This window comes from uncultured Algimonas sp., assembly GCF_947498175.1.
Lineage (GTDB): Bacteria > Pseudomonadota > Alphaproteobacteria > Caulobacterales > Maricaulaceae > Litorimonas.
This window is the reverse complement of sequence record NZ_CANMJB010000006.1, coordinates 79,734-102,003: the sequence shown is the minus strand read 5'-3', so window position 1 is coordinate 102,003 and position 22,270 is coordinate 79,734. Positions and strand designations below refer to the sequence as shown.

Genomic DNA, 22,270 nt, shown 5'->3' with positions numbered 1-22,270 from the left:
GCCGTGTGGTCACTCTGTTTCATCTTTGTTCTCATCCCGCAAGTGAAAAGAACAAAAAAAGAACACTTCTTGCAGTCACCCTAGCACAACATATTGTGCCGACCATCCAAAGTGCGGTCTGGATGGCAGATCATGATGTGCCAAGTACACATTGTCGCAGCCGGCAAGCTCGGAAGGGTGACAAGAAGCGAGATAGACACCGATCTGCGCCGTGCCAGCCAGCAGGGCGATCTGTCGCAGGCGCTCAACCGACGGCCTCGCCGATCTCGGATTTCACCTTCTCTGCCAGCTCGGCGAGCGTGAACGGTTTGGGCAGGAACGTGACGTCGGGCTCCTCGGCCAGCAAGTCCGAGAACTTCTCTTCCGCATAGCCGGAAATGAAGACGATCCGCGCATCGCCCAACATCTCGCGTCCCTGCTTGAGCAAGCCAGGGCCGTCGAGCCCCGGCATGACCACGTCGGAAAGAAGCAGGTCGAACGGCTCCGATGCACCCTCCAGAAGCTCCAGCGCTTCCTCGCCGTCCTCGGCCTCGACCACGTTGTAGCCGCGTTTGCGCAAGCTCTTGGCCGCGATCACGCGCACGGCGGCTTCGTCTTCGACGAACAGGATGTTGCCCTGCCCGGCCAGGTCGGCCGGTTTGCGTTCGGCGGGTGCGGGCGCCTTGTCGATGATGTCCTGCTGCGTCAGCTCGGGGGCGGCGGGCAGATATATGTTGAATGTCGTTCCGCGCCCAAGTTCGCTGTCCACTTCGAGATGCCCGCCCGATTGCTGGATGATGCCGTAAACCGTCGCCAGCCCCAGACCTGTGCCCTTGCCTTGATCCTTGGTCGTGAAGAAGGGCTCGAATATCTTGGCCTTGACCGCCTCCGTCATGCCGGTGCCCGTATCCGAAACGGAAATCAGCACGATGTCGTCGGACGGAAAATCCATGAGAGCCGACTGCAAACCGAGATCGGTCACGGAATGCCGGGAGAGGCGTTCGGACTCGATCGTGATCCGGCCACCGCCTTGTGCTTCCATGGCGTCGCGCGCATTCACGCACAGGTTCATGACGACGTTGTCAAATTGCGACCGGTCCATCATGACCGGCGGCAAGTCGCGGGCGTGGCTGAGTTCCAGCTGCGCCTGGCCGCCTAGCGTCTGCTTCAGGGTGAGATACATGTCGGACAGAACTTCCGATATGTCGATGCGCTCGGCGCGGCGGGTCTGTTGTCGTGAGAAGGCGAGCAGTTTCTTGACCAGCGCCGCGGCGCGTGCGCCCGTCGCATTGATGTTCTGCAGCTCGGGATAGGATGGATCGCCGACCGGGTGTCGTTGCAGCAATTCGTCGGTGTTGAGGCGGATCGCCGTCAGCAGGTTGTTGAAATCGTGCGCCACGCCGGCGGTCAGTTGCCCGACGGCCTGCATCTTCTGGCTCTGCCGGACCTGTTCTTCCAGCGATTTGCGCGTGCTGATATCGACGAGATAGGCCCATAGCCGCTCCGGCAGCACCGGATCGGGAACGATATAGAGGGCGACAGGCACCTTGCCGGCGCCGGTCAGACGCACGTCGATCGCGCCCATGTCGCCCATGTCGGCCACTGACTTCCCCGCCAAGGTCTTGCGCACGGTATGGCCGTCGAACAGAGAGGCGAACGGTTGACCGATCGGGTCGCCGCCGCCCCAGAGAGTGCGGAATGCCTTGTTGGTATAGGTGATTTTCGCTGTGCCGATATTGGCCCCGTCGACCTGCAGGACGCCGAACGGGACGGAGGCGAAGGCCGGCGCATGCTGTTTGTCGGATCCGGCGGCTTGGGAAAGCTCCGTCTGGCGCTGGCCGCCAGGTCGCGACGTGTGGCCGTGCAGGGCGACGGAAGCGACCAGATCGCCTGCCTCGACGGCGTTCCACCTGGCGATCATCACGATCGGCGTGACGACGCCCTTGCGGGTGATCAGCCGCGTATCGGCACGAACCGTTTTGCCATGGACGGCGTCGGCATCGAGCAGAAGCAGCGGGTCTTCGATGAATTCGTTGATATGCGTCGGCGCCACGGCGTCGGGGCCGCCCAACCAGCGTTGCATCGTCGTGTTTATGGATATCACACGGCCGTCGCGCGTCAGGGAGAACAGACCGATGGGTGCGTTCGCCAAAGACGCGCCGTGACTTTCCATGCCCGCGATCTCGTCGATCTGCCAGAGGTCCAGGCCGGGCTGCGCTCCGATCCGTTTCACGGATATGCGAAACCGCGACAGCGTGCCGTTCGGCATGACCAGATTGATCTCTTCTTCGGCTTCGGATTGGGTGGGCGGAATGTTGTGCAATCGGAAGATGGCCGCCGATCCGTCCTTGCCGGTTGTCGAGAACAGCCGGTCCACGGACGGCAATGTGTCGGGCAACACGTCCACAGCCAGTGTCCGGGCAATATCCAGGTAGGCGCGGTTGGCATGGGCCGGTTCGCCGTTTCGCGTGATCAGTTGCGGTCGTCCCGACAGGAAGAATGCCTCGCTGTAAAGAGAGTCGCGGTGAGCGGCGCGGCGGTCTTCCCGACTGCCGGCCCTCATGGTTATCAACAGTCCCGCTGCCAACAGGACAGCCAAGGCGATCACGCCCGCGACCAGGATCTGCGGACCGGGTTGCAGGCCGGTCCATGCCAGGGCGGCCCAGATGCTGCCGATTATGACGAGCAGGATGAGTATGACCAATCCCGACCAGCCGGCCATGCGGCCGACCGGACCGGAACTCGGAGATGACGGAATCGCTTCGTTCATGCGCAAACGCTCTACCCCTTATTTGACATTGCCGCGAGAGTTTCGGACTTTCTCTGAAAACTACCCGAACTCTTGAAGCGGATTTGCGATGAAACACCTACAGGTCATGGCCATAGCCGGTTTTCTGGTCTGCTCGGCCGCGCTGCCGGCCTGCCGTCCCGGAGACGTGCAAATCGACACATCGCGTGCGGAGATCGTCACGCAGGAGTCGGACCGGCTAAACGACTGGTTCGCCGCCCGGTACGATGAAGAGCTCGCCAGATCGCCCATGACCCAGACCTATCTGGGCAAGCGCGTCAATCGCGATCGGCTCGACGATATCAGCCAGAGCGCCTTGGACGAGGAAGCCGCCTTGCGCCGGAGCTGGCTCGCCGAAATGAAGCGCAGCTTCGATGTCGACAGGCTGGATGAGGACGCTGCGTTGTCCTACCGCCTATTCGAAGTGCAGCAGGAAGATTGGCTGGCCACGCATGCAGTGTCCGGAAACGACTACGTTTTCCAGCACATGAGCGGACCGCATTCAAGCCTGCCCAGCTTTCTCATCAACTTCCACGACATTGCAACCGAACAAGATGCAAGAGATTACATTGCGCGTCTCGAAGCCTTCGACGATTATTTCGGACAAGCCGAAATGCGCGCAGAAGCTCAAGCCGACAATGGGGTCATGCTTCCCCGGTTCGTCTATGAAAAGATCGCGGAGCCCTCGCGCAACATCATCGCTGGCGCTCCCTTCACAGACGGCGAAGACAGCCCTCTGTTGAAGGACTTCAAGAGCAAACTGAACGAAACGAATCTGAACGCCTCGCAGAAAGCGGACCTGGTCACGGCTGCCAGCACAGCTCTGTTGGAGTCGGTCGAACCGGCCTATCGATCGCTTCTGTCGATGTTCGAACGCCATGCCGAAAAAGCAACCGATGATGACGGGGCTTGGAAACTTCCGCAGGCAGACGACTATTATGCCGCGCGCCTGAGGCATTATACGACGACGGACCTGACGCCCGACGAGATCCACGACATCGGCTTGAGAGAGGTCGACCGCATCCAGACCCGGATGCGCGAAATCATGGAGCGCGTCGGTTTCGACGGCAGCTTGCAGGACTTCTACACGTTTTTGCGGACCGACCCGCGCTTCACCTATGCAAATGACGATACAGGCCGCAGCGCCTACGTTGCGGATGCGACCTCGATCATCGACGAAATGCGCGGTCGGCTGGATGGCCTCTTCCTGACGAAACCCGAAGCCGACATGATAGTGAAACGTGTCGAACCCTTCCGCGAAGCCACGGCCTTCGGTGCGTTCTACGACGCGCCGGCGCTGGATGGCTCTCGGCCCGGCACCTACTATATCAATCTGAAGGACATGGCCGACCAGCCGAAATTCCTGCAACAGGCCCTGGCCTATCACGAAGGCATTCCCGGTCATCACATGCAGATCGCCATTGCGCAGGAACTGGACGGCGTTCCGGAGTTCCGCAGGCTCGGCGGACATACGGCCTTCATCGAAGGCTGGGCGCTCTATGCAGAGGAAATTCCGAAGGAGCTTGGTCTATATACCGATCCCTACAAGGAGTTCGGTCAGCTCGGCATGGAAATCTTCCGGGCGGCGCGTCTCGTCGTGGATACGGGTCTCCACGCCAAAAAATGGGACCGAGAAACGGCGGTGCAATATTATCTGGAGAACATTCCCAATCCCGAAGGCGATGTTCGCGCCGAGATCGATCGCTACATCGTCTGGCCCGGTCAGGCCACGGCCTACATGATCGGCAAGTTGAAGATCGTCGAATTGCGCGAACGAGCCGAAACCGAATTGGGAGACGCGTTCGACATCCGGCAATTTCACGACGTCGTCATTGCCAACGGGTCCGTCCCGCTTGACATTCTGGAGCGCAATGTCGAGCGCTACATCGATCAAACCAAGGAAAGCTCATGACCTATCTGCGTCCGCTCGCCGTTACATTGCTATTGCTGGGTGCATGCTCCCAGGCAGATACCCCGGAAACCGCAACTATTGAAACCGCGCCGCAGACGGCACCGGCTGACCAGCCGGTCGAAACAGCGGCCGAACAATCCGAGTCCGAAATTCTCAATGCCTGGTTCGAACGCCGATTCGATGAGGACGCGATGGACCGCCCGGAATTCCTGGCAAGACTGGGCCGCAAGGACCGGAACGAGGAATGGAACGACGAGACGAAGGAAGCCTGGCTGGAACGAATGGACCGCACACGATCCGATCTGGCGTTCCTGACCGAAGAGGTCGATGTTTCCGCCCTGGACGAGGACGCGGCGCTTTCGCACAATCTCTATGTCCGCAATGCCGAAACCCTGTTGGAAGGCGCCCGCTGGTACAATCACGGCTATCCGTTCAATCAGATGTTCGGGACGCATTCCGGCATCCCGACCTTTCTGCTGAACCAGCACCGGATCGACTCGGAAGCGGACGCTCGCGCCTATGTCGCGCGTCTGACCCGAATTCCCGCCAAACTCGATGCCGTGACCGAACGTTCGAAAGAGAGTTTCGGGATGGGTATTTCACCCCCCAAGTTCGTCTATGCGCATGTCATACGCGACGTGGACAACATATTGACCGGCGCGCCCTTCGAAGCGGGGGGAGATTTGAACCTGATCCTTGAGGATTTCAGGTCCAAGGTCGATGCGCTCGATCTGCCGGACGAAGTTCAGGAAGAGCTTTTCTCGGACGCCATCGACGCCATGGATGAACATGTCGGCCCGGCCTATGAGCGCCTGAAAGCCGAGCTGCAGCGCCAACAGGCCGAAGCCGGTACGGATGACGGCGTCTGGAAACTGCCGGACGGCGGAGATTACTATGCCTACCGACTGCGCCTGATGACGACCACGGATCTCTCGGCCGATGAGATCCACGACATCGGGTTAAGGGAGGTGGACCGAATTCACGGCGAGATGCGAGACATCATGCAAGCCGTGGATTTCGACGGAGACCTGGATGCTTTCTTCGAGTTTATGCGCACCGATCCGCAGTTCTACTATCCGACGACGGATGAAGGCAAGGACCGCTACCTCCGAGAGGCGACTGCGCTTATCGACACGATGGACGAACGTCTGGACGAAGTCTTCCTCCGACGCCCGGAAGCCGCGCTAGAGGTTCGGCCCGTCGAAGCGTTCCGTGAACGCAGCGCGGGCAAGGCGTTCTACAACGCGCCTGCGGCGGACGGATCCAGACCCGGCTACTATTACGCCAATCTATACGACATGAACTCGATGCCGATCTACCAGATGGAAGCGTTGGCCTATCATGAAGGCGTTCCCGGCCATCATATGCAGATCGCCATTTCGCAGGAACTCGATAACGTACCGACCTTCCGCAAATACGGCCGCTACACACCCTATAGCGAGGGTTGGGGTCTGTATTCGGAGTATCTTCCGAAAGAGATGGGCTTCTATGAAGATCCTTATTCCGACTTCGGCCGCCTCGCCATGGAACTCTGGCGGGCAGCCCGGCTCGTCGTCGATACAGGACTGCATCACAAGAAGTGGACGCGCGAGGACGCGATCGACTATTTGAAGGAGAACACGCCCAACCCCGAAGGCGACATCATCAAGGCCATCGAGCGGTATATCGTCATGCCGGGCCAGGCCACGGCCTACATGATCGGGAAATTGAAGATCTTGGAGCTGCGCGAGAAAGCGCGTTCGGAGATGGCCGACGACTTCGACATCCGGGAATTTCACGATGTCGTTCTGACAAGCGGTCCCGTCCCGCTTGATGTGCTCGAACAGCGTGTTGATGCCTATATCGAGAACGGGCTTTAAGGCAGCGCTGCCGACTGGATCAGCCGGCGCGCATCTGTTCGCTGCGCTCGTGCAATTCCTGCGCTTCGATCGACAGGGTCGCGATAGGGCGAGCCACGAGACGTCCCGCCCCGATCGGATCGCCCGTCTCTTCGCAATAGCCGTAAGTGCCGTCTTCAATGCGTGCGAGCGCCTTATCGATCTTGCGGACCAGTTTGCGGAGGCGGTCCTTGGTGCGGAGTTCGAGTTGACGATCCGCATTATAGGTCGCGATATCGGTCGGGTCGGGATGATTCACCCGTTCCCCTTGAAGATATTCGACCGTATCGCGGGTCTGGACACCGATTTCTTCGCGCCATTCGATAAGGCGTCGACGGAAGAATTCGCGCATCCTGTCGTTCATGAAAGCTTCGTCGTCGCTTGGCACGTAATTGGCCGGAACAACGGAAGAGGTTTTCTTGGATTTGGCCATGGTCGTTCCCCGAACAAACGAACGTTGATGTAGCGGGACCGTGGGCTCTGCACCTCTATCGGTCCCTCGCGCTCCATCCCATGAGAGCGATTCTCCGGACGATGTCCGGTGATGCGCGGTATGTCGAAATTTTACGCAAGCTCAAGTCCCGGGCTCACATAGGCCTGAATAATTTTTCGAGGTTCCTCGCAAGCCTGATAAAGTCAGCGATGGGCTCTTGCATCGGGCGTCGCGATCCTCACAACATGTTGCAGACAATCCCAACTTAAAGCGAGTTTCCATGCGATTCGAAGGCACAAAGGACTATGTCGCCACGAAAGACCTGATGATGGCGGTCAATGCCGCCATTACGCTCGAACGGCCGCTTCTCATCAAGGGCGAACCGGGGACGGGCAAAACCGTTCTCGCCCATGAGATCGCAAAAGGCCTGAACGCGCCTTTGCTGGAATGGAACATCAAGTCCACGACAAAGGCCCAGCAGGGGCTCTATGAATATGACGCCGTGGCGCGCTTGCGTGACAGCCAACTGGGCGACGATCGCGTCCATGACATCTTCAACTACATCAAGAAGGGCAAGATTTGGGACGCGTTTGAAAGTGACCGGCGACCGATCCTGCTGATCGATGAAATCGACAAGGCCGATATCGAATTTCCGAACGACCTCCTGCACGAACTCGATAAGATGAGTTTCCATGTCTACGAGACCGGTGAAACGATCAGTGCAGAGCAACGTCCGATCATAATAATCACGTCGAACAATGAAAAGGATCTACCCGATGCGTTTCTGCGCCGATGCTTTTTCCACTATATCCGGTTTCCAGACGAGGACACCATGGCGGACATCGTCGAGGTCCATTTCCCGGACCTCAAACCGCGTCTTCTGTCGGCAGCCTTGAAGCGTTTTTTCGAAGTCCGCGCCATGCCTGGCCTCAAGAAGAAGCCGTCCACGTCGGAACTGCTGGACTGGTTGAAGCTCCTACTGGTCGAGGACATCGATCCGGAGACCTTGCGGGAGACGGACAGCAAGAAAATGATCCCGCCTCTTCACGGAGCATTGTTGAAGAACGAACAGGACGTCCACCTGTTCGAACGCCTCGCTTTTCTGACACGGCGCGAAGGCTAGGTCGGCCGGCGGCAAAGCGGCTCCGCCATAGGTCGGGTCGGGTCTAAAGTCCCAGCAGCAAGGCAAGGAAGAAGACCAGAACCGCCAAGATGATGTTTTTGAACGTTTCGATCATGGACGCGTTATAGCACCGATTTAACGTCAGCACTAGCCACGCGATACGATTATCCGGATCATGCCTAACATCCGCCATCGCGATTGTGACCGGCGTCACCCTGCCAAGACCGGTTTGCTGACAGAGGCTCCGTTGCAATCGGAGTTTCGGCATGAACATCTTGGGTCATTGGTCGGATCGTGACCGGCAGGATTACGGGTCCAGGGTCCAGACATTTCCACACACGCTCGCGGCGTCGGGACTATTTTCCGACGACGCCCTCGCTACGCTTCTGGACCGGCATCCAAGACATCTGATCGATGTCTGCACAATGATGTACGACCCCGAATTTCCGGATCGGCACTGCACGGTCGACCCCGGACAAACGACAGGATCAGATTTGGTCGAGATCGCAAAATCCGGCGCAATCTGGATCAATATCCGTGAAGCCATGAACCTGGACCCGGCCTACAGCCCGCTTCTCGATCGATGCTATTCCGATCTGTGCGAACGGACTGGACAAAAAGTCCGCCAATACAATCGGCGGGGCGGAATTCTGATTTCCTCTCCGGCCGCCAAGGTTCCTTATCATTGTGATCCGACCCAAACCCTTCTGTGGCACGTCCGCGGTCACAAACGCGTCTTCGTCTATCCAAGGACGGAGGCGTTCCTGCCGGACGAAGCCTATGAAGCCATCGTTCTAGGGGAACGTGATCAGGATGTGCCTTATCGGCCGGAGTATGATCAAGCGGCACAAGTGTTCGACCTGCCCGACGACACGCTGGTCTGCTGGCCCCATACGTCGCCGCATCGGGTTGAAAACCAAGGCTACTGCATATCCATGGTGATGGAATGCACGACGCGCGAGAGCGCGGTGCGCAATGGCGCCATGTATTTCAACGGCCTGGTACGGCGCCATCTCGGCGGCTCGCCGAGTTGGGCCGGGGCTGGGCGAGCAAGCCGCTACACCCGCGCGATATGCGGCCATGCACTACGCAAATTGGGCGCGCATCGGGCACACATCCGCGACGACTTCGTCCGATTCAGGCTGGATCCCGGCAAGCCGTCGATCCTGGCCCCCGTACCCGCTTATATTCGCAACTTCTAGAGTTCCGACATGACTACCTTTCCGGCCGAGTTGATCCTCGATTATTCCGCCCCCGTGCCGCGCTATACCAGCTATCCGACAGCGCCCAATTTCACGGATGCGGTGAATTCCCAAAACGTCTCCAGCTGGATGTCGGCACTGCCTGCGGATGAAGCGGTCTCGCTCTATATCCATGTCCCGTTCTGCGACAGGCTCTGCTGGTTCTGCGGCTGCCATACACAGCATGTGAAGCGCTACGATCCGGTCCGCCGCTATCTGGATAGCCTGTACCGCGAGATCGCGCTTGTGAGCGACACGATCGGACGGCGCCAGCTCGTCCGCCAACTGCATCTGGGCGGCGGGTCGCCCAGCCTCTTGCGGCCACAGGATCTTCGCCGGCTCCGCTCCACTCTGGATGCAGCCTTCGAGATCGAACCGGATGCGGAGATCAGCCTCGAATTCGACCCGACGGACATGATCGCCGAAGATGTGGAAAGCTTCTGTGCCTTCGGCGTGACACGGGCGAGCCTCGGCGTGCAGGATTTCGATGCGCGCGTTCAGTCCGCCATCAACAGACCCCAGAGCTTCGCCAAGACGCGCGAGATCATCGACGCGTTACGGCATGGGGGCGTGGAATCCGTCAACATCGATGCGCTATACGGTCTGCCTTTCCAGACCGATGACACGGTGCGGCGAACGATCGAACAGGTTGTTTCGCTGAGCCCGGACCGCGTCGCTCTGTTCGGTTATGCGCATGTCCCATGGATCAAGCGGCACCAGACGATGATTGACGAAGCCTCCCTGCCTGGTGCGCTCAGCCGTTTCCGGCAATCGCGGATCGCCGCGGCGGCCCTCCAACGCTCCGGCTACGCCGCAATCGGCATCGACCATTTCGCCAAGCCGGCGGATGCACTTTGCGTGGCGCTCTCGAAAGGGCGCCTGCGCCGGAACTTCCAGGGCTATACGGCAGACCCATGCAAGACCCTGATCGGCCTCGGCACATCATCGATCAGCCAGTTCGCGCAGGGCTACGCCCAAAACGTCAAGACCGTGCAAGCCTATGACCGGACCTTGGAAGACGGGCGGCTACCCATCGAACGCGGTGCCACCATCTCGGCGCGTGACCGCGCGACAGCTTCTGCGATCGAGCAACTCATGTGCGGGTTCGCGCTGGACGCCACGCGACTTCGCCAAGACCACGGCGCCCATGCCGATGGCGTTCTCGCGAAAGCCGCCATGATCGCACATCGCGATGAAGACGGACTGTTCGAAGCGGTCGAGACGGGCTTCCGGGTGACGGAGACGGGGCGGCCCTTCGTCCGTACGCTGGCGTCGCGTCTGGACGATTACCTGAAACAACGACCGGCCCGGTTCTCGGCGGCTGTGTGACCTCTGTCACTTCGCTGCACCACGAAAGAATTCATCACGCAGGAGCCGGGGCGGGTCCGCGAATCCCCTTGTCGAAAACTTGGACTGACCCGGCATACCGCAATGCGCCCGCGCGCAGATAACAGACCGACGCAGAAGAGTTGCCAATGAGCACCCTTGAGACAACCGCACCCACCAATCCGCACCTCAAGACGGATGGGTCCATGTGGCCGATGCTCTTCATCCTGATACCGGTCGCGATCTGGGCGATGTTCGCGGCGACCGGTCCTGGCTACGGCACGTTCGGCGGTGTTCAGATGAAAGCGCAGGCAGGGATCATGCTCGCCGCCTTGATCGGCGGCATCATCTATATCGTCGGGCGCATGGGGTCGGAAACCCCGGTCATCGATCATTCTCGGTACGCCGATACGATCGTCAAATACGGGGTTGTCGCAACAACGTTCTGGGGCATCGCCGGAATGACCGTCGGCGTCGTCATTGCGGCCCAACTGGCTTGGCCTGAAATCTTCTACTTCGAAGGGGCCTGGACCAATTTCGGGCGCCTAAGGCCTCTTCACACATCGGCCGTGATTTTTGCCTTTGGCGGCAATGCACTGATCGCGACCAGTTTCTACGTCGTTCAAAGAACGTCCCGTGTGCGGTTGGCTGGCGGTTATTGGCCCTGGTTCGTGTTCTGGGGCTACCAGCTCTTCATCGTGCTGGCCGCGACCGGCTATCTCATGGGCGTGACGGGTGGAAAAGAGTATGCCGAGCCGGAATGGTATGTCGACCTCTGGCTGACCATCGTCTGGGTCGCCTATCTGCTCGTCTTCCTGATGACGCTCGCGCGGCGCAAGGAGCCGCACATCTATGTGGCCAACTGGTTCTATCTGGCCTTCATCGTCACGGTCGCGATCCTGCACGTGGTCAACAACCTGGCTTTGCCGGTCGCCATCACAAGTGCCAAATCCTACGGGGTCTATGCAGGTGTGCAGGATGCCATGACGCAGTGGTGGTACGGCCACAATGCGGTCGGCTTCTTCCTGACTGCCGGCTTCCTCGCAATCATGTACTACTTCATCCCGAAGCGGGCGAACCGTCCCGTATGGAGCTACAAGCTTTCCATCGTCCACTTCTGGGCCGTGATCTTCATCTACATCTGGGCCGGTCCGCACCATCTTCACTATACGGCCTTGCCGCAATGGACACAGACCTTGGGCATGGTGTTCTCGCTGATGCTGTGGATGCCGAGCTGGGGCGGCATGATCAACGGCCTGATGACCTTGCAGGGCGCATGGGACAAGCTTCGTACAGACCCTGTGCTGCGCATGCTGGTCGTGTCCGTGGCCTTCTACGGCATGGCGACATTCGAAGGCCCCCTCCTCTCTGTGCGCTACGTCAATGCGCTGTCGCACTACACGGATTGGGGCATCGGCCATGTCCACTCCGGGGCGCTGGGCTGGAACGGCTTCGTGACCTTCGGCGCACTCTACTGCCTGGTTCCGTGGCTGTGGAAGAAACGCGAGCTCTACTCCACGCGACTGGTCGAATGGCACTTCTGGCTCGCGACGCTCGGCATCGTCTTCTACATCACCGCCATGTGGGGCGCTGGGATCAGCCAGGGTCTCAATTGGCGCGCCTACACCGAACTCGGGTTCCTCGAATACAGCTTCATCGAGACTGTCAGTCCTTTGCATGTCTTCTACGTCATCCGGACGATCGGCGGTCTGATGTTCCTGCTCGGCACATTCATCATGGCCTACAACATCCGCATGACCATCCTGGGTCGCGGCAATGCCGTGTCGCTGCGTGACGATGGCAGCTTGAAACCGGTGCCGCCTGCGGTCTCGCCCGTCCCGCCAACCCTCGCTCCGGCGGAGTAAGATCGATGTTCTACAAGATTCACAAATATCTCGAGAAAAAGTCCTTCCCGCTCCTGCTCGGCATCATCGGTGTCGTATCGGTCGGAGGACTGGTGGAGATCGCACCGCTCTTCTACATCGACTCCACGATCGAGGAAGTCGAAGGCATGCGGCCCTACACGCCGCTGGAGCTGGCAGGTCGCAACATCTACATCCGTGAAGGCTGCTACGTCTGTCATTCGCAGATGGTCCGCCCCTTGCGCGACGAGGTCGAACGCTACGGGCATTACAGCCTGGCCGCAGAGTCCATGTATGATCGGCCTTTCCAATGGGGGTCGAAGCGAACCGGACCCGATCTGGCCCGGGTGGGCGGCAAGTATTCCGACGAGTGGCACAAGACCCATTTGATCGACCCGCGATCCGTCGTTCCGGAATCCATAATGCCGCCCTACAAGTTCCTCGCCGAAGCCGAACTGGAATATGATGACATCGCTCGACATCTGGCCGTCAACGCCACGTTGGGCGTGCCTTACACGGACGAGATGATCGCGTCGGCCAAATCCGACGTGACGACTCAGCTCGACGAGTTCGCGGACGACTATGACGGTTTCGTCGCGCGCTATCCGAACGCAGTCATCCGGGACTTCGACGGCGACGCCGACAAGGTGACCGAGATGGACGCGCTGATCGCCTATCTGCAAATGCTCGGCACGCTCGTGGACTTCAACGAGTTCGAAGCCGATCTCGACGAAAATCTGAGGTAGCGGCCCATGAGTTACGATCAGATCGCGCATATCATCAAGGTCGGGGGGACGGTCGCGTTCACGGCCGTGTTCATCGGAGCGATTTTCTACGCCCTCTGGCCCAAGAACAAGGCCCGGTTCGACCGGGCTGCGCACCTGCCCCTTGAAACCGACGACAATCCCGAGCTGAGCGACGGGGAGACACATAATGAGCGATGAAAACAAAACGCCATCCCAGCCCGACGCTGGCGATGGTGCGAAGAAGATGGTGGAGCGCGGAGTCGATCCAAACCTAGAGCCAACGCTGCCCAATGACGCGCATGGCGGTCACGACCCACGCTTCGACGAACCGACGGGACAATATACGACCGGTCATAGCTGGGATGGGATCGAGGAGCTGAATACGCCCATGCCGCGTTGGTGGCTCGGCATCTTCTACGCCACGATCGCCTTTTCGGCCGTCTACATGCTGCTGATGCCATCCATACCTTTGATCGACAGCTATTTCGACGGCATACTCGACAAGTCCGATCGCGAGGATGTCTCCGTGGAGATCGCCGAACTCCGCATGGAACGGGCACTATTGGCCGACCGTCTCGCGGACGCGAACCTCGAATACATCACTGGCGACCCGGAGTTGTTCCGCTTCGCCATGGCCGCCGGCAAGTCCGCCTTTGGAGATAACTGCGCGACCTGCCACGGCGCAGGCGGCCAAGGCTTCAAAGGCTATCCAAATCTGAACGACGATGTCTGGATCTGGGGCGGGTCGTTCGAAGATATCCGGCATACACTCGAAGTCGGCATCCGCGCGGCACACGAAGATACGCGGTTCAATCTCATGCAGGCTTTCGGCCGAGACGGGTTGCTGGACCGCGACCAGATCCGCGACCTGACGGAATATCTGCTGGCCTTTTCCGGCCGCGGTGTCGATCCGGACGCAAGCGGTCGCGGTCGCGCGCTTTTCGCCGACAATTGCGCATCCTGCCACGGCGCGGACGCAATGGGAGATCGCAGCCAGGGCGCACCGAACCTCACGGATGCCGAATGGCTGTATGGCGGAGAACGCGAGGATATCGTGGAAACGCTTTATGGTGGCCGTCAAGGCGTCATGCCCAACTGGCATGAGCGTCTTGATCCTGAAACCATTACAGCCTTGGCGGTCTACGTCCACGCGCTGGGCGGCGGCGAACCGTCTGCGCCGCAACCGAGCGGCGCCGACCCCCAAAAGCCGGGAATGCAGCCCTAGCCCGCGGCCTGTGACGCAGGACACATCGATAGGGAGCCCCTGCCCTAAATCCGGCACCCGATGACGACTCTGATCGATAAAACCAATCCGGAACCGCGCCGCGAGGCCGCTCCGGGCGTGATGCGGTCCCGGGCACCGAGCCCGACACCGTCCACACCGGTCAGTCTTTATAAAAGCCGCGAACAGATCTACCCGAAACTGGCGCACGGGTTTTTCCGAAATCTCAAATGGATTGCGCTCATCGTTCTACTCGGCATCTATTACATTCTGCCTTGGGTCAGATGGGACCGGGGTCCGGGTCAGCCGGATCAAGCCGTCCTCGTGGACTTCGAAAACGCCCGGTTTTATTTCTTCTTCATCGAGATCTGGCCGCAGGAAATCTATTTCATCACCGGATTGCTCATCCTGGCTGCGCTTGGGCTTTTCCTAGTGACGTCGCTTTTCGGTCGTGTCTGGTGCGGTTATGCCTGCCCCCAGACGATCTGGACGGATTTGTTCATATATGTCGAACGGTTCTTCGAGGGCGATCGCAATGCGCGGATCAAGCTCGACCGGGCGCCTTGGACCTTGTCCAAAGTCTACAAGAAGGTCGCCAAACATGCCGTCTGGCTGCTGATCGCCCTGTTCACCGGCGGGGCATGGATCCTCTACTTCCATGATGCACCAACCATCGCCCGGGATTTTTTTCTCGGCCATGCGCCGATGACATCCTATGTCTTCGCTGCGATCCTGACCTTTACGACCTATTCCTTGGCCGGTTTCATGCGCGAACAAGTGTGCACCTATATGTGTCCATGGCCGCGCATCCAGGCCGCGCTGATCGACGAAGAGGCGCTCAACGTCACCTATCGCTACGACAGGGGCGAACCGCGCGGCCCGCACAAGAAAGGCGCGACGTGGGAAGGCCGAGGCGACTGCATCGACTGCCGCCAATGCGTCGCCGTATGCCCGGTCGGCATAGACATTCGCGACGGATTGCAATTGGAATGCATCGGGTGCGCGCTATGCATCGATGCCTGCAACGGGATCATGGCCAAGGTCGACCGGCCGCCCAATCTGATCGCCTACGACACGGACGCGAACGTCGTGCGTCGAATGCAGGGCGACAAATCGCGCTATCGGCTCATTCGCTCCCGAACGGTCATCTATGCCGCCGTTTTCGCAGCTGTCGGATTCACGATGCTTTACGCCTTGTTGGCTCGAACGACTTTGGACTTGAACGTCGTCCGGGACCGGCAACCGAACTTCGTCCGAATGTCGGACGGAAGCGTCCAGAACGGCTACACGATCAAAGTCATGAACAAAGCTACGGCCGAACGCACATTGAAGCTCAGCGCCGTCGGTCTGCCAAGTCCCATTGTCAAAGTTGCTGGTCAAACCGGATTGTCCCTACAAGTGCCCGCCGACGAAACCATCGATTTCCGGGTCATCGTCATAGAAGATGATCTGGACATGCTGGACGGGCGCGCAGAATTTGTCTTCGAATTGGAAGATGCCGATAGCGATACGACGGCGAACCGTCCGACCGTTTTCGTCGCAGGAGAGTAGGAGGCGGTCATGGCGAGTGAAGCTTTGCACGATGAGGAAAGCCGATCTGGACGAGAGCTGACAGGCCGCCACGTCCTTGCAATACTGGTTGGCTTCTTCGGCATCATCATCGTGTCGAGCATCGTTTTCACCACGCTGGCCGTGATATCGTTCCGCGGAGAAGATGTCGAAAGGTCCTATCGTCAAGGCATCGATTACAACAAGACGTTGGCCGAACGCGCCGAACAGTCTTCTTTGGGCTGGAAGGCGGCCGTGAACGTCACTGGCGAAACGGCTGACCATGCCTTGATCGTGAAAGTCACGGGGCCGCGTGGGCAAACCCTGTATGGTCTGGTTTACAGCGGGCGACTTCGCCATCCGGTCGATTCCACTTTGGACCAGCCTCTCAATTTCGAAGTCGATGGAAATGGGGCTGCCCGGGCGGACCTGTCCGGACTTCACGGACAGTGGACACTGCTTGCGGACGCCGTAAGCGGCGACGACCGCTTTCACTTCACCTACGATCTCGATCTGCGGTGACTGCCGCCCTCTCCTCTTTCGTCCGGCAGTCCGGTGAGAACGCATCGATCGATCTTGTCATCGGCGGGGCGCGGTGCGGCGGCTGTCTGGCCAAGATCGAAACCGGACTGAAAGCCCTGCCCGACGTTCGCGAAGCGCGGATGAATCTCTCGACGTCGCGGCTTCACCTTTCTTGGGACGGGCATGCCGGCCAAGCCGATGGTTTCGCTAGACAGCTTGAACGAATGGGGTTCACAGCCGGACCCTATATCCCTGACGACTTGGAAGACCGGGACAGCGCGCACACTCGGTCTCTTCTCCTTGCCATGGCGGTTGCCGCATTCGGTTTCATGAACGTGATGATGCTATCCGTCGCAGTCTGGTCGGGCAGCGGAGAGATGAGCGCGGCGACGAAGTCGCTCTTGCATTGGCTGTCCGCCGCCATCGCCTTGCCCATCGCTCTTTTTTCAGGTCGCCCTTTCTTCAAGTCGGCTTGGACAGCCTTGAAGTCCCGCAACACCAATATGGACGTTCCCATATCGCTTGCGATCTTGCTGGCGTGCGGATTGAGTGTCTGGGAAACCTGGCATGAACACCCGCATACATATTTCGATGCCGCCCTGATGCTGATTTTTCTCCTGCTTATCGGGCGGTTCCTGGATGCGCGGCTGAGAGCGCGAACGGGTTTGGCCGCGCGACAGCTGGCCTCGCTGCAAGTCCGCAACGCTCATTGCCTCGGTGACGATGGAAACTATGTAGTCGTGCCGGCGACCGAGCTGGTTCCGGGTGATGTCGTCATGGTCGCATCCGGCGACCGTTTGCCGGCTGATGGCGTCATCCTGTCCGGCACGACTCAACTAGATACGGCGCTGATTACGGGCGAAACGGCTCTTCAGTCAGTCAAACCGGGAGATGCCGTCTATTCCGGAACGATCAATGAGGGCGCGCCGATCACGATCGAAATCAGGAAGGCGAGCGAGGACTCCTTCCTTGCCGACATCGCCGCCATGGTCGAAGCCGGACAGCAGGTCCAAGCCCGTTATGTGCGGCTCGCCGATCGCGCGGCACGCGCCTATGTCCCGGTCGTCCACACGCTCGCCCTCCTGACTTTCCTAGGATGGATACTCTTCGGAGGAACGCCGCGAACAGCGATCATCAATGCCATCGCCGTTCTCATCATCACCTGTCCTTGCGCTTTGGGCTTGGCTGTTCCAGCTGTGCAAGTGGTGGCCGTAGGCCGCCTGTTTGCCAAGGGCGTCCTGATCCGCTCCGGCGACGCATTGGAGCGGCTTTCGACGGTCCGCCATGTCGTCTTCGACAAAACGGGCACACTGACGCAGGGACAGGTCACGGCCGATGTCTCTGCGATACCCGAACATACGTTGGGTTTGGTTGCGGCCCTGGCGCGGCAATCCATTCATCCGGCGTCGAAAGCGCTACATACATTCGCCGGAGCCGCCGATGTGGCCGACGTTGAGGAAACAGCCGGTCGCGGTATCCTCGGCCAGATCGATGGCCACAATGTCAGGCTCGGACAGGCGCGCTTCGTGGACTCCAATATGCAGGACGAGGCCGGTCTCTGGGCGAAAGTCGACCACACGCCCGCTTTTCGTATCGAGATGCACGATCCCGTCAGACCCGAAGCGCGTTCGACTGTCGAAGCTCTTCACGACATGGGTTTGCGGACCTCGATATTATCAGGCGATGCCTTGCAGACAGTTGCGGACATTGCCCAGCAGGTCGGTATCGATCACCATCGCGGCAGAATGCGCCCCGAAGAGAAGTTGACCCGTATATCCGAATTGCAGGCAGAGCAGACGCCTGTGCTGATGGTCGGTGACGGCATAAACGATGCGCCCGCCCTGGCTCACGCAGATGCATCCGCCGCCCTGGCTAGCGGAACGGAAATATCAAGATCGGCTTCCGACATCGTCTTGCAAGGCGATACACTTTCGGGCCTGCCCTTTGCCATCGAAGTGGCAAGAGCCGCCAAGAAGAAAGTGATGCAGAATTTCGGGTTTGCCATCATCTACAACATGCTGGCGGTGCCCTTGGCCGTCACGGGTCATGTCACGCCTCTCATTGCGGCGATTGCCATGTCCGGGTCTTCCTTGATCGTCATTCTCAACGCGCTCAGAATGCACCGCGTTGGTGAAAGCTACGAAGGTCCGGACCATCCCGGCCGGTTTTTCGCGACCCCGGCCGCCGCCCCATGACGTCCCTATTATGGCTTATTCCGATCGCACTGATATTGGGTGCATCCGCGCTCGCGACGTTCGTCTGGGCGCTTAAGTCAGGACAGTTCGACGACACATCGGGCGATGCAGAGCGCATGCTCGAAGACGACGATTTTCCGTTGCTCTGATCTTAAGGAAGCGACTTGGGTTTATGGCGTTCCACAGGATCCTGATCGTCACGCGAACACACCGCATGACACGGCATGGGCGCTTCCGGTTCCGGGTCTCCACCACCTGGCAACGGGATCCGGATCGTCCGTCCGGAGGCGCACAGCCTCGCTTCGATGAAGTTGGAGCCTTCGGTGCTCGGTATGTGCGGCAAGACCAAACTCGCCACGATCAGTCCCGCACCGAGCGCTCCCGAACTCACGAGTCCGCATCCAGGACATCCATCAACTGACTCGGCGTGGCAGGATGGCGAAGAACATGCAGACGATCCTGCGTGAAACTGTCCATATCGCCGATCGGCGCGTCCGATCCGGCCATAAGAACGATTTTGGGACGATTGCGCTTATGCATGACGAGGTTGAGCAACCGATACAGATCGGGCTCGCCTGCATCCAAATCCAGGATCAACGCATCGCATGTCCGGACGGTCCGCCGCGACAGGACATCATGAGAGAAGCTGTCTGCGTCCTCGACCTGCATGACAGGATGGCCGCTGGCCTCTAACAACGGGCGCATCGAGGCCATCGCCGCCGACTGGCGGTCGATCATATAGACTATGGGCTGGGCAGCAGTGAGCGACATAGGGTTTTAGGACCTTGCAAGTCCCGTTTCGATATGCCCCATATCGGAATTCGATTGTGACATGCATCACGTGTCGTGGATATGATGCGCCGATAGGGCGCGCATGGATATGGAAGAGATGACCTCCAGCCTGCCGACATCCGGGTTGAACGCCGTCATGAACACTCTGGTCGACGCGGCCATCATCATCGATTCCGATGGCATGATCCGCTTGATAAACCCTGCCGGGGAAGACATTTTCGGCTACCGCGCGGACGATCTCATCGGTCAGAACATCGCAATACTCATGCCCGAACCCTACCGTTCGGAACATGACGACTATATCCGTCATCATCTTGAAACTGGCGAAACCCGCATCATCGGCATCGGACGCGAGGTCGAAGGCCGCCGCAACAATGGCGAAGTCTTTCCGATGCATCTGGCCGTTGGAGAGATGGGCCGGAACGGGTCCACACTCTTCGTTGGAATCGTTCGCGACCTGACCGAGGAGCGCGAGACGCAGGCCGCCTTCGACGCCTTGCAATTGCGCCACTTCCATCTGTCCCGCGTTGCCGCCATGAACGAAATGGGCACGGCGATCGCGCATGAAATCAACCAGCCCCTCGCCGCGACGGCCAACTACATTGAAACCGCCAAGATCCTGTCCGCTCAGGCAGAGAGCAATGACGAGCGGATGGCCGACATGCTCGATTATGCGCTGCAACAGAACAATCGCGCGGCGGACATCATCGCGCGAATGCGGACGTTCATCGAACGTGGCGACGTCATCCTCGAAACTGTGGATCTGGACGATGTCATCGATGCCTCGCTGATGCTGAGCCTGTCCAAATACAGGGAAACGGAACTCGAAATCGTCCGCCGCATCGCGGCGCCGTCGCGCTATGTGCATGGCGACGCCGTTCAGATCCAGCAGGTCTTCGTCAATCTGATCCGCAACGCATGCGAAGCGATGACGGATAGCGAGACGAAGCGCCTGATGATCGACGCGCGTAACGACAAAGACCATGCCGATATGATCCGTATCAGCATCTCGGATAATGGATCGGGTCTGGAAGAGGAAGCAATCGCAAATCTCTTCACGGCTTTCACCTCGACGAAATCCACTGGGCTCGGAGTCGGCCTCTCCATCAGCCGTTCCATTGTCAGAGCGCATGGAGGGCGCATCTGGGCGACTGCCAATGCAGAGGGCGGCGCGACTTTCAGCTTCACCTTGCCGCACGCGAGAACAGACGTTCATGACGCATCATAGCGTGCATATCGTCGACGATGACGACCAGGTCAGGACATCGCTGCGTTTCCTGCTCGAAACGAGCGGGTACGATGTCGAGACATTCGTGTCAGGCGATGCCTATATCGCGGCTGCGCCGTCATTGGACGATACAGTCCTCATACTGGATGTCAGGATGCCGGGCCGTGACGGTCTGGAGACCCTGACCGACGTAAGGGGGCGGTCTGGCAGAATGCCGGTTATCATGATCAGCGGTCACGGCGACATTCCTCTGGCGGTCAAAGCCATGCAGTCGGGCGCAGACGATTTCGTCGAAAAACCCTTTGTCGCGCGGCGCATCCTGTCGGCGATCGAACGGTTGCAGAGCAACCATGCGAGCAGCGATGAGCCGAATCCGGACCCGGCCGGCGATGCCCTATCACCTTTGACGCCGCGCGAGCGCGAGGTTGCTCTGCATCTGTCCAAAGGACGGCCCAACAAGGTGATCGCGCATGAACTCGGCGTATCGGTCAGGACGGTCGAAACACATCGTGCTCGCCTGATGTCGAAGCTCGGCATCAAGTCCGTTGCCGACCTCGTCAGGCTCATGCTTGGACGCCCTGCGTAGTTTTACGTACGTAGTTTACCGAACTCCCCTATTGCGGCTCCCCCTCTTACCTCTGTGTCATCACGGGAAGGGATGGGAACACAGGACATGCCACAGGAAGTCGACAAGCTCGGAACCGTCAGGGTCTATCCGGACAAGACACCGGTCTATCATCAAGGCGACACCGCAACGCGGATCTTTCGCGTCAATAGCGGCGTCGTCATGACGTTCCGCATGCTCGAAGATAGTCAGAGGCAGATCACCGGATTTTGCACGGAAGGCGAGTTCTTCGGTCTGTCTCCGAATGGCGAGCACATGGACGGTGCCATCACCGTGACCAGTGCCGGCATACAAAGCGTCTCCATCGCCGCTTTGGAAACGGATTCCGATCTTCGCACACGGATCCTCAATCATAGCTGGCGCAAGATCGAAGACGCTCAAAATCTCATGATGACACTGACAAAGACGTCATCCGAAGCCCGCGTCGCCGCGTTTCTCGTCATGCTGGCCGAACGCAAGGCAAGACGTAGCGAAGACGATGGCATCGAAGTCCGCTTGCCCATGTCGCGGCTCGACATTGCGGATTACCTCGGTCTGTCGCGCGAAACCGTCAGCCGTCGTTTGAACGATCTCAAAAGCCTAGGTCTCATCGGGCTGCCCGATACTCATACGGCCAAAATCAATCAGTTCGCCGGTCTCCGTCGCTGCGCGGGACTGTCGGCCGCGCACTAAGCCCGCAGGCTCGGATGGGGAAAGTGGCGGAGACGAAGGGATTCGAACCCTCGATGGGCTTTTGACCCATACTCCCTTAGCAGGGGAGCGCCTTCGACCACTCGGCCACGTCTCCGTCGGCGCGTCTAGCGATGCGGAGTTGGCCCCGCAAGCGTTACTCGCGGTTTCTTCCGCAGAAA

General features: G+C 59.3%; 20 protein-coding genes and 1 tRNA gene. 16 read left to right on the top strand and 5 right to left on the bottom strand.

Features of this window, described 5'->3' with window-relative positions; translation table 11 throughout:
- Nucleotides 1–244: 244 nt before the first annotated feature.
- On the bottom strand, nucleotides 245–2,749 hold the full coding sequence (locus tag Q0718_RS10520; RefSeq protein ID WP_298917447.1) for an ATP-binding protein: 2,505 nt from the start codon (nucleotides 2,747–2,749) through the stop codon (nucleotides 245–247).
- Between the two features lie 88 nt (nucleotides 2,750–2,837).
- On the opposite strand from Q0718_RS10520, the gene Q0718_RS10515 reads away from it, so the two are divergent.
- Nucleotides 2,838–4,679, top strand: coding sequence for a DUF885 family protein (locus Q0718_RS10515; RefSeq protein ID WP_298917444.1), 1,842 nt, complete (start codon nucleotides 2,838–2,840; stop codon nucleotides 4,677–4,679).
- Nucleotides 4,676–6,538, top strand: coding sequence for a DUF885 family protein (locus tag Q0718_RS10510; protein WP_298917441.1), 1,863 nt, complete (start codon nucleotides 4,676–4,678; stop codon nucleotides 6,536–6,538). The genes Q0718_RS10515 and Q0718_RS10510 overlap by 4 nt, the downstream gene beginning before the upstream one ends.
- A 19-nt stretch (nucleotides 6,539–6,557) precedes the next feature.
- Here Q0718_RS10510 and dksA read toward each other — a convergent pair whose 3' ends face one another.
- Complete coding sequence (gene dksA, locus Q0718_RS10505; RefSeq protein ID WP_298917438.1) at nucleotides 6,558–6,989, bottom strand: RNA polymerase-binding protein DksA; 432 nt, start codon at nucleotides 6,987–6,989, stop codon at nucleotides 6,558–6,560.
- Between the two features lie 280 nt (nucleotides 6,990–7,269).
- On the opposite strand from dksA, the gene Q0718_RS10500 reads away from it, so the two are divergent.
- Nucleotides 7,270–8,112, top strand: a complete 843-nt coding sequence (locus Q0718_RS10500; RefSeq protein WP_298917435.1) for a MoxR family ATPase — start codon at nucleotides 7,270–7,272, stop codon at nucleotides 8,110–8,112.
- Between the two features lie 43 nt (nucleotides 8,113–8,155).
- On the opposite strand, the gene Q0718_RS10495 is transcribed toward Q0718_RS10500, so the two are convergent.
- Nucleotides 8,156–8,386 carry a hypothetical protein gene (locus tag Q0718_RS10495; RefSeq protein ID WP_298917432.1) on the bottom strand — a complete coding sequence of 77 codons (231 nt, stop codon included), beginning with the start codon at nucleotides 8,384–8,386 and terminating at the stop codon, nucleotides 8,156–8,158.
- Here Q0718_RS10495 and Q0718_RS10490 point away from each other — a divergent pair.
- The 10 genes from Q0718_RS10490 to ccoS all read left to right on the top strand — a co-directional run bounded on the left by Q0718_RS10490 (nucleotide 8,379) and on the right by ccoS (nucleotide 18,923).
- Complete coding sequence (locus Q0718_RS10490) at nucleotides 8,379–9,314, top strand: hypothetical protein (protein WP_298917430.1); 936 nt, start codon at nucleotides 8,379–8,381, stop codon at nucleotides 9,312–9,314. The two genes, Q0718_RS10495 and Q0718_RS10490, sit on opposite strands and share 8 nt — an antisense overlap.
- A gap of 9 nt (nucleotides 9,315–9,323) precedes the next feature.
- Nucleotides 9,324–10,682 carry an oxygen-independent coproporphyrinogen III oxidase gene (hemN, locus tag Q0718_RS10485; protein WP_298917427.1) on the top strand — a complete coding sequence of 453 codons (1,359 nt, stop codon included), beginning with the start codon at nucleotides 9,324–9,326 and terminating at the stop codon, nucleotides 10,680–10,682.
- A gap of 296 nt (nucleotides 10,683–10,978) precedes the next feature.
- Nucleotides 10,979–12,544: a cytochrome-c oxidase, cbb3-type subunit I gene (gene ccoN / locus Q0718_RS10480; protein WP_366523873.1), complete on the top strand. Its 1,566-nt coding sequence runs from the start codon at nucleotides 10,979–10,981 to the stop codon at nucleotides 12,542–12,544.
- A 5-nt stretch (nucleotides 12,545–12,549) separates the two neighbouring features.
- A complete protein-coding gene (gene ccoO, locus Q0718_RS10475; protein WP_298917422.1) occupies nucleotides 12,550–13,287 on the top strand; it encodes a cytochrome-c oxidase, cbb3-type subunit II in 738 nt (245 codons plus the stop codon).
- 6 nt (nucleotides 13,288–13,293) lie between these two features.
- Nucleotides 13,294–13,485, top strand: a complete 192-nt coding sequence (locus Q0718_RS10470) for a cbb3-type cytochrome c oxidase subunit 3 (protein ID WP_298917419.1) — start codon at nucleotides 13,294–13,296, stop codon at nucleotides 13,483–13,485.
- Complete coding sequence (gene ccoP / locus Q0718_RS10465) at nucleotides 13,475–14,512, top strand: cytochrome-c oxidase, cbb3-type subunit III (RefSeq protein ID WP_298917416.1); 1,038 nt, start codon at nucleotides 13,475–13,477, stop codon at nucleotides 14,510–14,512. The genes Q0718_RS10470 and ccoP overlap by 11 nt, the downstream gene beginning before the upstream one ends.
- Nucleotides 14,513–14,572: 60 nt before the next feature.
- Entirely contained in the window at nucleotides 14,573–16,060 is a 1,488-nt protein-coding gene (gene ccoG, locus Q0718_RS10460; RefSeq protein ID WP_298917412.1) for a cytochrome c oxidase accessory protein CcoG, read from the top strand.
- A gap of 9 nt (nucleotides 16,061–16,069) precedes the next feature.
- Complete coding sequence (locus Q0718_RS10455) at nucleotides 16,070–16,579, top strand: FixH family protein (protein ID WP_298917409.1); 510 nt, start codon at nucleotides 16,070–16,072, stop codon at nucleotides 16,577–16,579.
- Nucleotides 16,576–18,774: a heavy metal translocating P-type ATPase gene (locus Q0718_RS10450; RefSeq protein ID WP_298917407.1), complete on the top strand. Its 2,199-nt coding sequence runs from the start codon at nucleotides 16,576–16,578 to the stop codon at nucleotides 18,772–18,774. The genes Q0718_RS10455 and Q0718_RS10450 overlap by 4 nt, the downstream gene beginning before the upstream one ends.
- Nucleotides 18,771–18,923 carry a cbb3-type cytochrome oxidase assembly protein CcoS gene (gene ccoS / locus Q0718_RS10445; protein ID WP_298917404.1) on the top strand — a complete coding sequence of 51 codons (153 nt, stop codon included), beginning with the start codon at nucleotides 18,771–18,773 and terminating at the stop codon, nucleotides 18,921–18,923. The genes Q0718_RS10450 and ccoS overlap by 4 nt, the downstream gene beginning before the upstream one ends.
- 238 nt (nucleotides 18,924–19,161) lie before the next feature.
- On the opposite strand, the gene Q0718_RS10440 is transcribed toward ccoS, so the two are convergent.
- Nucleotides 19,162–19,545, bottom strand: coding sequence for a hypothetical protein (locus tag Q0718_RS10440; protein ID WP_298917402.1), 384 nt, complete (start codon nucleotides 19,543–19,545; stop codon nucleotides 19,162–19,164).
- 109 nt (nucleotides 19,546–19,654) lie between these two features.
- On the opposite strand from Q0718_RS10440, the gene Q0718_RS10435 reads away from it, so the two are divergent.
- From Q0718_RS10435 to Q0718_RS10425, 3 genes are all read left to right on the top strand, one after another.
- Nucleotides 19,655–20,794, top strand: coding sequence for a PAS domain-containing sensor histidine kinase (locus Q0718_RS10435; RefSeq protein ID WP_298917399.1), 1,140 nt, complete (start codon nucleotides 19,655–19,657; stop codon nucleotides 20,792–20,794).
- Nucleotides 20,781–21,380 (top strand): response regulator, encoded by a 600-nt coding sequence (locus tag Q0718_RS10430; RefSeq protein WP_298917396.1) that lies wholly within the window; start codon nucleotides 20,781–20,783, stop codon nucleotides 21,378–21,380. The genes Q0718_RS10435 and Q0718_RS10430 overlap by 14 nt, the downstream gene beginning before the upstream one ends.
- 87 nt (nucleotides 21,381–21,467) lie before the next feature.
- Entirely contained in the window at nucleotides 21,468–22,091 is a 624-nt protein-coding gene (locus Q0718_RS10425) for a helix-turn-helix domain-containing protein (protein ID WP_298917393.1), read from the top strand.
- 24 nt (nucleotides 22,092–22,115) lie between these two features.
- On the opposite strand, the gene Q0718_RS10420 is transcribed toward Q0718_RS10425, so the two are convergent.
- Nucleotides 22,116–22,206, bottom strand: a tRNA-Ser gene (locus Q0718_RS10420).
- Nucleotides 22,207–22,270: the final 64 nt, after the last annotated feature.

Bases quoted from the DNA above. Each gene is read 5' to 3' on its own strand.
- Q0718_RS10520 (WP_298917447.1), bottom strand. From the start codon at position 2,749: ATGAACGAAGCGATTCCGTCATCTCCGAGTTCCGGTCCGGTCGGCCGC.
- Q0718_RS10515 (WP_298917444.1), top strand. From the start codon at position 2,838: ATGAAACACCTACAGGTCATGGCCATAGCCGGTTTTCTGGTCTGCTCG.
- Q0718_RS10510 (WP_298917441.1), top strand. From the start codon at position 4,676: ATGACCTATCTGCGTCCGCTCGCCGTTACATTGCTATTGCTGGGTGCA.
- dksA (WP_298917438.1), bottom strand. From the start codon at position 6,989: ATGGCCAAATCCAAGAAAACCTCTTCCGTTGTTCCGGCCAATTACGTG.
- Q0718_RS10500 (WP_298917435.1), top strand. From the start codon at position 7,270: ATGCGATTCGAAGGCACAAAGGACTATGTCGCCACGAAAGACCTGATG.
- Q0718_RS10490 (WP_298917430.1), top strand. From the start codon at position 8,379: ATGAACATCTTGGGTCATTGGTCGGATCGTGACCGGCAGGATTACGGG.
- Q0718_RS10495 (WP_298917432.1), bottom strand. From the start codon at position 8,386: ATGTTCATGCCGAAACTCCGATTGCAACGGAGCCTCTGTCAGCAAACC.
- hemN (WP_298917427.1), top strand. From the start codon at position 9,324: ATGACTACCTTTCCGGCCGAGTTGATCCTCGATTATTCCGCCCCCGTG.
- ccoN (WP_366523873.1), top strand. From the start codon at position 10,979: ATGAAAGCGCAGGCAGGGATCATGCTCGCCGCCTTGATCGGCGGCATC.
- ccoO (WP_298917422.1), top strand. From the start codon at position 12,550: ATGTTCTACAAGATTCACAAATATCTCGAGAAAAAGTCCTTCCCGCTC.
- Q0718_RS10470 (WP_298917419.1), top strand. From the start codon at position 13,294: ATGAGTTACGATCAGATCGCGCATATCATCAAGGTCGGGGGGACGGTC.
- ccoP (WP_298917416.1), top strand. From the start codon at position 13,475: ATGAGCGATGAAAACAAAACGCCATCCCAGCCCGACGCTGGCGATGGT.
- ccoG (WP_298917412.1), top strand. From the start codon at position 14,573: ATGACGACTCTGATCGATAAAACCAATCCGGAACCGCGCCGCGAGGCC.
- Q0718_RS10455 (WP_298917409.1), top strand. From the start codon at position 16,070: ATGGCGAGTGAAGCTTTGCACGATGAGGAAAGCCGATCTGGACGAGAG.
- ccoS (WP_298917404.1), top strand. From the start codon at position 18,771: ATGACGTCCCTATTATGGCTTATTCCGATCGCACTGATATTGGGTGCA.
- Q0718_RS10440 (WP_298917402.1), bottom strand. From the start codon at position 19,545: ATGTCGCTCACTGCTGCCCAGCCCATAGTCTATATGATCGACCGCCAG.
- Q0718_RS10435 (WP_298917399.1), top strand. From the start codon at position 19,655: ATGGAAGAGATGACCTCCAGCCTGCCGACATCCGGGTTGAACGCCGTC.
- Q0718_RS10430 (WP_298917396.1), top strand. From the start codon at position 20,781: ATGACGCATCATAGCGTGCATATCGTCGACGATGACGACCAGGTCAGG.
- Q0718_RS10425 (WP_298917393.1), top strand. From the start codon at position 21,468: ATGCCACAGGAAGTCGACAAGCTCGGAACCGTCAGGGTCTATCCGGAC.